The following is a 12,785-nucleotide window of genomic DNA, read 5'->3' as shown; positions in this document are numbered from 1 at the left end:
CCGCACCATTTCGAAAGGCACCTCCCGTGACCACAGACGCGTACGTGTACGACGCGATCCGCACCCCGCGCGGCCGGGGCAAGGCCAACGGCTCCCTGCACGGCACCAAGCCGATCGACCTCGTCGTCGGCCTCATCCACGAGATCCAGGCCCGCTTCCCGGACCTGGACCCGGCCGCGATCGACGACATCGTGCTCGGCGTCGTCGGGCCGGTCGGCGACCAGGGCTCCGACATCGCGCGCATCGCGGCCATCGCCGCGGGCCTGCCCGACACGGTGGCCGGCGTCCAGGAGAACCGCTTCTGTGCCTCGGGCCTGGAGGCCGTCAACCTCGCGGCCATGAAGGTCCGTTCGGGCTGGGAGGACCTCGTCCTCGCCGGTGGCGTCGAGTCGATGTCGCGCGTCCCGATGGCCTCCGACGGCGGCGCCTGGTTCGCCGACCCGATGACCAACTTCGAGACGGGCTTCGTACCGCAGGGCATCGGCGCGGACCTGATCGCGACCATCGAGGGCTTCTCGCGGCGCGACGTCGACGAGTACGCGGCGCTGTCCCAGGAGCGGGCGGCCGCCGCCGTCAAGGACGGCCGCTTCGCCCGTTCCGTCGTCCCCGTCAAGGACCGCAGCGGCCTGACCGTCCTCGACCAGGACGAGTTCCTGCGCCCCGGCACGACCGCCGACTCGCTGGCCAAGCTCAAGCCGTCGTTCAAGGACATCGGCGACCTCGGCGGCTTCGACGCCGTCGCGCTGCAGAAGTACCACTGGGTCGAGAAGATCGACCACGTCCACCACGCGGGCAACTCCTCCGGCATCGTCGACGGCGCGTCGCTCGTCGCGATCGGCACGAAGGAAGTCGGCGAGCGGTACGGGCTGACGCCGCGCGCCCGGATCGTCTCGGCCGCCGTGTCCGGCTCCGAGCCGACCATCATGCTCACGGGCCCTGCGCCCGCGACGCGTAAGGCGCTCGCCAAGGCCGGGCTGACCATCGACGACATCGACCTCGTCGAGATCAACGAGGCCTTCGCGGCGGTTGTGCTCCGCTTTGTGCGGGACATGAGGTTGTCGTTGGACAAGGTGAACGTCAACGGGGGGGCGATCGCGCTCGGGCACCCGCTGGGCGCCACCGGCGCGATGATCCTGGGGACGCTCGTGGACGAGCTGGAGCGGCGTGATCTGCGCTATGGGCTCGCCACGTTGTGTGTGGGCGGGGGGATGGGGATCGCGACGATCGTGGAACGGGTGGTTTAGCGCCGCGCCGTCGCCGGGTGCGGGATTCGTCGTGGCTGGTCGCGCAGTTCCCCGCGCCCCTGAAGGCTTGCGGCTCCGCCGCGCCTTCATCGGAGAAATGCCGCCCGAAGGGCGCATTTCAGGGGCGCGGGGAACTGCGCGAACAACCCCCACCGGACCCGCACCCGGCAACGAGAGATCAGCCCACCCTCTCCTCACCCCGCCCGCACAAACTCCCGGAGTAACCCATGACCGCCAGCACAACCATCCGTTGGGAACAGGACGAGACCGGCATCGTCACCCTCGTCTTCGACGACCCCAACCAGTCCGCGAACACCATGAACCAGGCCTTCAAGGACTCGATCGCCGCGGTAGCGGATCGCGCAGAGGCCGAGAAGGACTCGATCCGCGGTATCATCTACACCTCCGCCAAGAAGACCTTCTTCGCGGGCGGTGACCTCAAGGACATGATGAAGATCGGTCCGGACAACGCCCAGGAGGCGTTCGACACCGGCACCGGCATCAAGAGCTCCCTGCGCCGCATCGAGACGCTCGGCAAGCCCGTCGTCGCGGCGATCAACGGCGCGGCCCTGGGCGGCGGTTACGAGATCGCGCTCGCCTCCCACCACCGCATCGCGCTCGACGCGCCCCGCTCCAAGATCGGCCTCCCCGAGGTCACGCTCGGCCTGCTCCCCGCGGGCGGCGGCGTCACCCGTACCGTGCGCCTCATGGGCATCGCCGACGCCCTGCTCAAGGTGCTGCTCAAGGGCACCCAGTACACCCCCAAGCGCGCCCTGGAGAACGGGCTCGTCCATGAACTGGCCGACACCCCCGAGGAGATGATCGCGAAGGCCCGCGCGTTCATCGACGCCAACCCCGAGGCGCACCAGCCCTGGGACAAGCCCGGCTACCGCATCCCGGGCGGCACCCCGGCCAACCCGAAGTTCGCGGCGAACCTGCCCGCCTTCCCGGCCAACCTCAAGAAGGAGCTCAACGGCGCTCCCTACCCGGCCCCGCGCAACATCCTCGCGGCCGCCGTCGAGGGCTCCCAGGTCGACTTCGACACCGCCCTCACCATCGAGGCGCGCTACTTCACCGAGCTGATCACCGGCCAGACGGCGAAGAACATGATGCAGGCGTTCTTCTTCGACCTCCAGGCCGTCAACTCCGGTGCCAACCGGCCCAAGGGCATCGAGAAGCGCCTCGTCCGCAAGGTCGCCGTCCTCGGCGCCGGGATGATGGGCGCCGGCATCGCGTACTCGTGCGCCCGCGCCGGTATCGACGTCGTCCTCAAGGACGTGACGGCCGAGGCCGCCGCCAAGGGCAAGGCGTACTCCGAGAAGCTGTGCGCCAAGGCCGTCTCGCGCGGCCGCACCACGCAGGAGAAGGCCGACGCGCTCCTCGCCCGCATCACGCCCACCGCCGACCCGCAGGACGCCGCCGGCTGCGACGCCGTGATCGAGGCCGTCTTCGAGAACCCGGCCCTCAAGCAGGAGGTCTTCCGGCAGATCCAGCACGTCATCGAGCCCGACGCGCTGCTCTGCTCGAACACGTCGACGCTGCCCATCACCCTCCTCGCCGAGGGCGTCGAGCGTCCGGTCGACTTCATCGGCCTGCACTTCTTCTCGCCCGTCGACAAGATGCTGCTCGTCGAGATCATCAAGGGCGAGCGCACCGGCGACGAGACGCTGGCCCGCGCCTTCGACCTGGTCCGCCAGATCAACAAGACTCCGATCGTCGTGAACGACTCGCGCGGCTTCTTCACCTCGCGCGTCATCGGGCACTTCATCAACGAGGGCGTCGCGATGGTCGCCGAGGGCGTCGAGCCCGCGTCCGTCGAGCAGGCCGCGGCCCAGGCCGGTTACCCGGCGAAGGTCCTCTCGCTGATGGACGAGCTGACCCTGACGCTGCCCCGCAAGATCCGTGACGAGACGAAGCGGGCCGTCGAGGAAGCGGGCGGCACGTGGGTCGGCCACCCCTCCGACCTCGTCATCGACCGCATGGTCGACGAGTTCGAGCGCCCCGGCCGCAGCGGCGGCGCCGGCTTCTACGAGTACGTGGACGGCAAGCGCGCCGGCCTGTGGCCCGGCCTGCGTGAGCACTTCACCAAGCCCGGGTACGAGATCCCGTTCAAGGACATGCAGGAGCGGATGCTCTTCTCCGAGGCGCTCGACACCGTGCGCCTCATCGAAGAGGGCGTCCTGACATCGGTCGCCGACGCCAACATCGGCTCCATCCTCGGCATCGGCTTCCCGGGCTGGACCGGCGGCGTCCTGCAGTACATCAACGGCTACGAGGGCGGAGTGCCCGGCTTCGTGGCCCGCGCACGCGAACTCGCCGACTCCTACGGCGAGCGCTTCCTGCCGCCGGCACTGCTGGTGGAGAAGGCGGAGAAGGGCGAGACCTTCACGGACGCGTGACGGTCCCTCTCCGAGTGGCACGTTCCGCGCCGGGGCTCCCCCCTCGGCGCGGAACACTTCCGCCACCCGTCACCGCCCCGCACACAACGCTCCCGCCGGATGGCAACATCACCCCTCCGCCCGGAACGCCTCCCCCAACTGCTCCTTCAGCGACCGCTGGAACGCCGTGACCAGCGCCTGCACCACCATCGGCTGCATATGGGCCGACAGCGACTTCATCGCCTGCACATGCGCGGGGTCCTCGGGGTCCGACTCCCGCTCCCGGTACGGCTCCCACACCTCGTCGCGGAACAGCCGCGTCAGCTCCTGTGCGGCGTCCCGCGTGTGCTCCATCAGGACCGTGCGCGCCGCGAGGATCGTCTCGTGCGCGATCGGCACCCCCAGCAGCTCCACCCCGAGCCGCAGCAGACCGGGATCCACCCGGAACGCGTCGCTGTCCTCCAGGTACGCGACCACGCCCATCGCGGCGAGCCGGTCCAGATCCTCCCCGGACAGCGCACGCCCCGCGCGCCGCTCAAGGTCGGCCCTCGTCATGTCCTCGGCGGCGTCCGGCGCCCAGCTCGCGACCAGGGCACGGTGGATCGCCAGGTCGTGCGCGCTCAGGTCCGTCGGCAGCTGCTCCAGATACCGCTCGATCGCGGAGAGCGTCATGCCCTGGTGCTGCAACTCCTCGATGAGCGCGAGCCGGGAGAGGTGGTCCCGGCCGTAGTGCCCGACCCGGCGGGGCCCGATCACGGGCGGCGGAAGCAGACCCTTCGTGCTGTAGAAGCGGATCGTGCGGACCGTGACGCCCGCGCGGGCGGCCAGTTCGTCGACCGTGAGCGTCGGCTCCCCGGTGTCCGTCGTCATCTTCCGCCTCACTTCGCTTCCACGCCGTCCTGATTTAACAGTATTGCTGACACACCAATCTTGTGAAAGCGCTCGGGACCCTGAAACCGGGGCTTCTACACCCCTAGGGGGTTCATGTACAGATGGTGCTCAGTATGTGAGAAGTTCCGCTATGTGATCTACATCGCTTCGCGCAACTTGCCTTGTGCGGGAAGGTGCAGAGTCGGCCCGCGCCATGTCAGGAGTGTCGTGGGACCGAGCACCATCCGGACCCCGGAGAGATCCGGGCACCACAGAGTGGATCCCCCCACGTGAGCAAGGAAGCCGCCAACACGGCTCTGGACGCGTCCCGCACAGACGTGTCCAAGGCGCCCGCCGACGCGGGTGACGCCGGCTACAGCAAGGACCTCAAGGCCCGCCACGTCAACATGATCGCGATCGGTGGCGCGATCGGCACAGGACTGTTCCTCGGGGCGGGTGGCCGCCTCCACACCGCGGGCCCCGCGCTCGCCGTCGCCTACGCCATCTGCGGAGTCTTCGCGTACTTCGTCGTGCGCGCCCTCGGCGAGATGGTCGTGTACCGCCCGTCCTCCGGTTCCTTCGTGTCGTACGCGCGTGAGTTCCTCGGCGAGAAGGGCGCGTACGTCGCCGGCTGGATGTACTTCCTCAACTGGTCGATGACCGGGATCGCGGACATCACCGCGATCGCCCTCTACACCCAGTACTGGAGCGCCTTCACCACGATTCCGCAGTGGGTGCTCGCACTCATCGCCCTCGCGGTCGTGCTCGGCGTGAACCTCATCTCCGTGAAGTACTTCGGTGAGATGGAGTTCTGGTTCGCGATCATCAAGGTGGCCACGCTCGTCGCCTTCCTGTTCGTGGGCATCTTCCTGGTCGCCACGCAGCACCCGATCGACGGCCACACCCCAGGCCTGAACATCATCACGCAGCACGGCGGATTCATGCCGGGCGGCATGATGTCGGTGGTCCTCGTGATGCAGGGCGTCGTCTTCGCGTACGCGGCCCTGGAACTGGTCGGCGTCGCGGCGGGCGAGACCGCCGAGCCGCAGAAGCTCGTCCCGCGCGCGGTGAACTCGATCATGTGGCGCGTCGGCCTGTTCTACGTCGGCTCCGTCGTGCTCCTGTCGCTGCTGCTCCCGTCCTCGGTCTACAAGGCCGGCGAGAGCCCGTTCGTCACGCTGTTCAGCAAGCTGGGCGTCGGCGGCATCGGCGACATCATGAACCTCGTCGTGCTGACGGCCGCCATGTCGTCGCTCAACTCCGGCCTCTACTCCACGGGCCGCATCCTGCGCTCCATGGCGATGTCCGGCTCCGCGCCGAAGTTCACCGCCCGCATGAACCGCAGCCAGGTCCCCTACGGCGGCATCCTGCTCACCGCCGGCGTCGGCGTCCTCGGTGTCGGCCTGAACTACCTGCTTCCGGCCGAGGCCTTCGAGATCGTCATCGAGGTGTCCTCGATCGGCATCATCGGCACCTGGGTCATGATCATGGTCGCCCACCTGGCGTTCGTCCGGAAGGCCAAGAAGGGCCTGGTCCAGCGGCCGTCGTTCCGTCTGCCCTGGTCCCCGGTCACCGAGATCGCCACGATCGCCTTCCTGGCGCTGGTTCTCGTCCTCATGTGGAACGACCCGGCGGTCGGCCGCAAGACGCTGATGCTGCTTCCGGTCATCGCCGTGATGCTCGTCATCGGCTGGTTCGCCGCCCGCCGCGGCATCCGGCGCCGGGCCGACGAGGAACTGGCCAAGCTGACCGACGGCGAGTAACACCGCCTTCCCCCCCACTGTCAGTGGCAGCCCCTACGGTGGCGTCATGTCGGAGATCACGTATGTCCGAGGTGACGCCACCGTGCCGTTGGTACGGGCCCTGAGCCCGACGTTGCGGTGCGGCGGCGGGCGGGTACGCCGACGTCATGACCTACGTATCGCAGCCTCCGGCATCCCCTCTCAAGGTGGGGCGAATCGGCGCATCGGTCGCCCTGCTCACCGTGGGGGTCCTCGGCTGGGCGCGGCACGGGTTGCCGCGACTCCTCGCACGCGCGCACGGCGGCCCGCCCGGGACCTGCGGGCTCGTCGCGGTCAGGCCCGGTCCGGATGTCACTGCGGACCCCGGAGACCCGGTGGCCGCCGCCGAGACGGAACTCCGTAACCGCGTCTCGGAGCTCGCGTCCGACCTGGCGTCCCGCATCGGCCACGAGGCGCAGGGCTACGGAGGCCCGGCGCACTCCTGAGGACCGCCCCGCAAGATCACCCGTTCCTCGCCGTCGCATACTGGATCACGTATTGCCCGGGAACCGCTGGGGAGCCGTATGAAGCAGCACGAGCCCGATCCGGAGCCGCCCCCGCCCGGCGGCATCCTGTGGGACATCGCCGGCGAGGTGCGCTCCCTGCTCGCGCTGCCCGCCGCGCTCACCCTCCAGGTCGCCCACCCGGCGGTCGGCGCGGGCGTCGACGAGCACTCGGTGTTCCGGACCGACCCCTGGGGGCGCGGCGAGCGCTCCCTGCGCTCGGTGATGCTGTGGGTGTACGGCGGAGACGCCGCCGCAGAGGAGGGCCGGCGCCTGCGCCGGCTCCACAAGACGATCAGCGGCACCGACACCCGGGGCCGCAGCTACCACGCGCTGACCCCGGCGTACTACGCCTGGGTCCACGCCACCGGATTCCCCGTCTACCGGCAGGCGCAGCGCTACCTCGGCAACGCCCCCTTCACCGAGGCGCAGGAGCGCACGCTCTACGCCGAGTGGCTCCAGGTCGGCCGTATCCTCGGCCTCCACGACCGGGACATGCCGCAGACGATCGAGGAGTTCTGGCCGTACTACCGCAAGGTGCTGGCCGACGAGATCGAGCTGACGACCGTCGTGCGCGAGCTCGTCGCGGTCGACGTCCCGGTCCCGCCGCCCGACCGCGGGCCACGGCCGGTGCGGCTCGTGCTGCGCGCGCTGTGGCCGGTCCTGAAGCCGCCGCTGGCCCGCTTCCGGCGGTTCCTCACGATCGGCCTGATGCCGCCGGACGCCCGCGAGGCCATCGGCCTGCCGTGGACCCCGGCCCAGGAACGCCGGCTCAGACGGTTCGGCGCGGTCGCGCGCCGGGTCGTCCCGCTGCTGCCCGAGCGCCTGCGCTACCTGCCGATGGCCAGACGGGCGCGAGCCGCCGAAACGGCGGCCCGCGCCCGGTAAAGCGTCAGTGAAGCGTCAGTGGTCGTGCAGCGAATTCGTCGCCGCGATCTGCTTCCACGACTTCGGCTTGGCCGTCGCCACCCCGGCCGGAGCCACCCGCTCCCGCTGCGCCGCGGCGGCACCCGGCTTCGACGGCTGGTACAGCCACGTGTCGAACAGCCCGGCCAGCCGCTTGCCCGAGACCTTCTCCGCGAACTTCACGAAGTCGGCGACCTTCGCGTTCCCGTACGCGTGCTCCTGCGGCCAGCCCTTGAGGATCGCGGCGAACTTCTTCTCGCCGACCTCGTTGCGCAGCGCCTGGATCGCCAGCGCGCCACGGTCGTACACCGCGAGGTCGAACTGGTTCTCCGCACCCGGGTCACCGGGCTTCACCTTCCAGAACGCGTCGTCCGCCGGGTGCTGGGCGTACACGTAGTCCGCCAGCTCCTGGGCCGTGCCCTCGCCCTCCTTCTCCGACCAGAGCCACTGGCTGTAGCGGGCGAAGCCCTCGTTGATCCAGATGTCCTTCCAGCCGTCCACGGAGACGCTGTCGCCGTACCACTGGTGCGCCAGCTCGTGCACGATCACCGACACGTTCGAACCGTTCGCGAACTGCGCGGGCGAGTAGAAGGGCCGCGTCTGCGTCTCGAGCGCGAAGTGCGACGGCACGTTCGGGACGTACCCGCCGAGCGCGTCGAACGGGTACTTCCCGAACTTCGTCTCCAGCCATTCGGCGACCTCGGTCGTCCGCTCCACGCTGGCGCGCGCGGCGCCGTAGTTGGCGCCGAGATCCTTGCTGTACGCGTTCACGACCGGCAGGCCGTCCGCCGTCTTGTCGGTCGTGATGTCGAAATTGCCGATCGCGAGCGTGGTCAGATACGTCGCCTGCGGCTTGCTGGAGCGCCAGTTGAAGCGCGTCCAGCCGAGCTGCGAACTCTGCGACTGGAGCACGCCGTTGGAGATCGCCTGCGTCCCGTCGGGCACCGAGACCGACACGTCGTACGTCGCCTTGTCGAGCGGGTGGTCGTTCGACGGGAACCACCAGGCCGCCGACTCCGGCTCGTTGGCGAAGACGGCGCCGTCCGGCGTGCGCTGCGGGGACGTGAAGCCGTACAGCTTCACCTCCGACGGCTTGCCCGAGTAGCGCACGACGACCGTGAACGACGATCCCTTGGGCAGGCCCGCCGGCGGAGTGACCTCGAGTTCCTCCACGCCGGACGTGGCGAACTTGGCCTTCTTGCCGTTGACGAGGACCTCGCTGACCTTCAGGCCGAAGTCGAGGTCGAAGCGCGAGAGGTCCTGCGTGGACGTGGCGAGGATCGTCGCCGTGCCCTCCAGGAGGTCCGTCTTCGGCTGGTACTTCAGCCGCAGGTCGTAGTGGGAGACGTCGTAGCCGCCGTTCCCGTAGTCCGGGTAGTAGGGATCACCGATGCCCGGAGCCCCGGGTGTGAAGTCGGCGGCCGATGCCGGGATCGCCAGCATCAGAGCGGCCGCCATGGCGCCCGGGGCGATGAGTCTGCGGTACACGAAAACTCCAAGTCGTAGGGCTGCGAACGATGTTGTGACCCTATTCAGCCCCCGCCTCCCCGGTCATGTCCATGGCCCCACACGTCACACGACTGCCATTCGGACGACATGTGCCATTCCGCCCCATGCGCCTTTCATCGCCGCGTAAGGCCCTCTTTTGCAAGGGAGTTGAACGGGATACCTTCCGCCCCATGCCGATACCTGAGAGACGCACGCGCCCCCTGTGGAGGACGTTCGCGACCGCGGTCACCGCCGCACTGCTCGCCGTCCTCGTCTCTCCCGGGGCCGCCCAGAGCGCCGCGCCCCGCGAGTCGAAGCCCGTCTACTCGTACGACGACGCCATCCGCGAGTCCGTCTGGGTCGACACCCGGCTCGACGGCGACGGCGACGGGAAGACCGACCGGGTCGCCGTCGACATCGTCCGGCCGCGCGAGCCCGCCCAACAGGGCCGCAAGGTCCCCGTGATCATGGACGCCAGCCCGTACTACTCCTGCTGCGGACGCGGCAACGAGAGCCAGAAGAAGACGTACGACGCGAACGGGAACGTCGTCCAGTTCCCGCTGTTCTACGACAACTACTTCGTGCCGCGCGGCTACGCCTTCGTGGCCGTCGACCTCGCCGGAACCAACCGCTCCGACGGCTGCGTGGATGTCGGCGGCCGCTCCGACATCCAGTCCGGCAAGGCCGTCGTCGACTGGCTGAACGGCCGCGCGAAGGGCTACACCACCCGCACGGGCACCCAGCCCGCCAAGGCCGGCTGGACCAACGGCAAGACCGGCATGATCGGCAAGAGCTACGACGCCACGATCGCCAACGGCGTCGCCGCCACCGGAGTCGAGGGCCTGAAGACGATCGTCCCGATCGGCGGCATCTCCTCCTGGTACGACTACTACTTCCAGCAGGGCGCGCCCCTCTACGACAGCGGCCCCGAGTGGCTGTCCGACTACGTCGAGAGCCCCGCGGCCCGCGCCCGCTGCGCCGCCGTCCAGAAGCGACTTGTCGACGAAGCGCCCCGGACCGGCGACTGGACCAGCCTGTGGAGCGAGCGGAACTACGTCCCCGACGCCGGCAAGGTCAAGGCCAGCGTGTTCGTCGTGCACGGTATGCAGGACCTCAACGTCCGGGCCAAGCACTTCGGCCAGTGGTGGGACGCCCTCGCGAAGGCGGGCGTCGACCGCAAGATCTGGCTGTCGCAGACCGGCCACGTCGACCCGTTCGACTTCCGCCGCGGCGCCTGGGTCGACACCCTGCACCGCTGGTTCGACCACGAACTCCTCGGCTACGACAACGGCGTGGACCGCGAGCCGATGGCCGACATCGAGCGCACCCCCGACCACTGGACCACCGACCGCGTCTGGCCGCCCCGCACCACCGACACCGTCCGCCTGAACCCCGGCAAGGGCAGCGCCGCCGGCGTCGGCACGCTCGGCCTGAAGCGCGGCTCCGGCACCGAGTCGTTCACCGACGACCCGAAGCTGAGCGAGACCGACTGGGCCGCGCGGATCGACGAACCGACCCCCGACAAGGCCGGGTTCGTCACCGCACCGCTCGGCAAGGACCTGCGCCTGTCCGGTTCCTCCACGGTCACCGTCACCGCGACCCCGTCGACCACGACCGCCCACCTCTCCGCCGTCCTCGTGGACCTCGGCCCGGCCACCATCCGCGACTACGCGGGCGCCGGCGAAGGCATCACCACGCTCACCGACCGCACCTGCTGGGGCGCGAGCACCGCCGGTGACAGCTCCTGCTTCAAGAACACCCAGGCCGTCGCGACGGACGTCAACCAGACGGTGTTCAGCCGCGGTTGGGCCGACCTCGGCACGTACGCGGACCCGGGCAAGGAGCGCCCGCTCACCCCGGGCAAGGCGTACAGCCTCACCATCAAGCTCGCCGCGAGCGACCACGTCGTCCCGGCGGGCCACCGCCTCGCGCTGATCGTCGCGGGCACCGACAAGGACCTCATCGACCCCCCGTCCACCACACCCACCCTCACCCTCGACCTGGCCAGGACGTCCGCGAGCGTGCCGCTCGTCGGCGGTTCCACCGCGTTCGCGTCCGCCCTGACCCGCTCCGCCAAGGCCACCCCCCGAGCCACCGCACCCGACGGACTCAGCCCCTTGAGCCCGTCCCGTCCGATTCCCGGAGGAGCACACTGATGGCCCCGCACACCACACGCGCCCCGCGTCTGCGCACGGTCGCCCTGGCCGCGACCGCAGCCGCCCTCGCCGCACCCCTGCTCACCGTCCCGGCCCACGCCGCGCCCCCGGCGCCGCGCACCGGCTTCGAGCAGAGCGACGGCGCCCGCTGGACCAGCCAGCCCGAGGAGCAGGACTTCCTCGCGGCCGTCGACAAGGGCAGCGACAGAGTCGACGTCACGAGAATCGGCACCACCAAGCAGAACCGGCCGGTCCAGCTCGTCCGCATCGGCGAGCACCCGAACCAGAACACCGTGCTGCTCATCTGCAGCCAGCACGGCAACGAACCGTCCGGCCGCGAGGCCTGTCTCACCACGATCCGCGACCTCGCGTACGCCAAGGACCAGAAGACCAAGGACTTCCTGTCCCGGCACACGCTGCTCGTCGTCCCCACCGCGAACCCCGACGGCCGCGCCGCCAACACCCGCGGCAACTCCGACGGCATCGACATCAACCGCGACCACGTGGCCCTGGACACCGCCGAGGCACGCGCCATGGCCGCCGTCATCCGCGACGACAAGCCGGACGTGATCTACGACCTCCACGAGTACGGCGCCACACCCCAGTACTACGACAAGGCCCTCTTCGACCTCTGGCCGCGCAACCTCAACACCGACTCCCAGGTCCACGACGAGGCGCAGACCCTCTCGCTGAAGTACGTCCGTCCGGCCGCCAACGCGGGCGGCTACTCCACGGGCACGTACGGCATCTGGACCGACCCGGTGAGCGGTGACCCGATCAAGCAGACCGCGGGCGACGGGCAGGAGCGGATCCTGCGCAACGTCTCCGGCGTGAAGCACGCGGTCGGCCTGCTCATCGAGAGCCGCGTCGACCCGCAGACGGCCGCCGAGAAGGCCGACCCCGCGCTCAACAACCGGCGCCGCGTCCAGAGCCAACTCTCCGCCCTGGGCGGCCTGTTCAAGTTCACGGACGACCACCGCGCGAAGATCGAGGCGGCCACCGGCGCGGCCCGCGTCGCCGGTTACCGCGACAGCGGACCGGTCTACTTCGGCGGCGCGGACAACGAGCCGGCCGACCCGTCGGCGGTCATCCAGAACCCGCCGTGCGGCTACCACCTCGACGCGGCCCAGTACGCGTCGGTCAAGGACAAGCTGGCGCTGCACGGCATCAAGGTCCGCAAGGACGACGAGGGGAACGGCGTCCTCGTGCCCCTGCGCCAGTCCGAGCGAGCGCTCGTGGCGCTGCTCCTCGACGCCCGCGCTCCGTACCACCTCATCGAGGGGAAGCCCGAAGCCACGTGCTGAAACCGGGGCGATCAGCGCGTGGGCGGTAGGCCCTGAGACCAAGGGCTGATCCGCGACGGCGGCCGGGCGCTCAGAGATGACCTCTGGGCGCCCGGCCCCGACGTGCCGTGTTCCGAGGAGGCTCGGTCCGTCAGGCGGCGGCCGAGGGGGCTCAG

General features: G+C 69.9%; 9 protein-coding genes. 7 read left to right on the top strand and 2 right to left on the bottom strand.

The window, feature by feature from the left end; translation table 11 throughout:
* Window positions 1–26 precede the first annotated feature (26 nt).
* Both ABZ893_RS03245 and ABZ893_RS03240 read left to right on the top strand, forming a co-directional pair.
* Window positions 27–1,244 carry an acetyl-CoA C-acetyltransferase gene (locus ABZ893_RS03245; RefSeq protein ID WP_361395837.1) on the top strand — a complete coding sequence of 406 codons (1,218 nt, stop codon included), beginning with the start codon at window positions 27–29 and terminating at the stop codon, window positions 1,242–1,244.
* A 227-nt stretch (window positions 1,245–1,471) separates the two neighbouring features.
* Complete coding sequence (locus tag ABZ893_RS03240) at window positions 1,472–3,643, top strand: 3-hydroxyacyl-CoA dehydrogenase NAD-binding domain-containing protein (RefSeq protein ID WP_361395834.1); 2,172 nt, start codon at window positions 1,472–1,474, stop codon at window positions 3,641–3,643.
* Between the two features lie 108 nt (window positions 3,644–3,751).
* On the opposite strand, the gene ABZ893_RS03235 is transcribed toward ABZ893_RS03240, so the two are convergent.
* The gene (locus ABZ893_RS03235; protein ID WP_361395831.1) at window positions 3,752–4,492 is read right to left on the bottom strand and encodes a MerR family transcriptional regulator; all 741 of its coding nucleotides are present in this window, start codon (window positions 4,490–4,492) and stop codon (window positions 3,752–3,754) included.
* 290 nt (window positions 4,493–4,782) lie between these two features.
* Here ABZ893_RS03235 and ABZ893_RS03230 point away from each other — a divergent pair, with 290 nt between their 5' ends.
* The 3 genes from ABZ893_RS03230 to ABZ893_RS03220 all read left to right on the top strand — a co-directional run bounded on the left by ABZ893_RS03230 (window position 4,783) and on the right by ABZ893_RS03220 (window position 7,664).
* Entirely contained in the window at window positions 4,783–6,255 is a 1,473-nt protein-coding gene (locus ABZ893_RS03230) for an amino acid permease (protein WP_361395828.1), read from the top strand.
* Between the two features lie 146 nt (window positions 6,256–6,401).
* Window positions 6,402–6,719, top strand: a complete 318-nt coding sequence (locus tag ABZ893_RS03225; protein WP_361395825.1) for a hypothetical protein — start codon at window positions 6,402–6,404, stop codon at window positions 6,717–6,719.
* A gap of 78 nt (window positions 6,720–6,797) precedes the next feature.
* Window positions 6,798–7,664 carry an oxygenase MpaB family protein gene (locus tag ABZ893_RS03220; RefSeq protein WP_361395822.1) on the top strand — a complete coding sequence of 289 codons (867 nt, stop codon included), beginning with the start codon at window positions 6,798–6,800 and terminating at the stop codon, window positions 7,662–7,664.
* A gap of 15 nt (window positions 7,665–7,679) precedes the next feature.
* Here ABZ893_RS03220 and ABZ893_RS03215 read toward each other — a convergent pair whose 3' ends face one another.
* The gene (locus ABZ893_RS03215; protein ID WP_361395819.1) at window positions 7,680–9,170 is read right to left on the bottom strand and encodes a M1 family metallopeptidase; all 1,491 of its coding nucleotides are present in this window, start codon (window positions 9,168–9,170) and stop codon (window positions 7,680–7,682) included.
* Between the two features lie 191 nt (window positions 9,171–9,361).
* Between ABZ893_RS03215 and ABZ893_RS03210 the strand changes: the two genes are divergently transcribed.
* Window positions 9,362–11,326: a Xaa-Pro dipeptidyl-peptidase gene (locus tag ABZ893_RS03210; RefSeq protein WP_361395816.1), complete on the top strand. Its 1,965-nt coding sequence runs from the start codon at window positions 9,362–9,364 to the stop codon at window positions 11,324–11,326.
* A complete protein-coding gene (locus ABZ893_RS03205; RefSeq protein WP_361395813.1) occupies window positions 11,326–12,630 on the top strand; it encodes a M14 family metallocarboxypeptidase in 1,305 nt (434 codons plus the stop codon). The genes ABZ893_RS03210 and ABZ893_RS03205 overlap by 1 nt, the downstream gene beginning before the upstream one ends.
* Window positions 12,631–12,785 lie beyond the last annotated feature (155 nt).

Source organism: Streptomyces sp. NPDC046821 (assembly GCF_040645335.1).
Taxonomy (GTDB): Bacteria; Actinomycetota; Actinomycetes; order Streptomycetales; family Streptomycetaceae; genus Streptomyces.
This window is presented reverse-complemented; position numbering and strand designations above follow the sequence as displayed.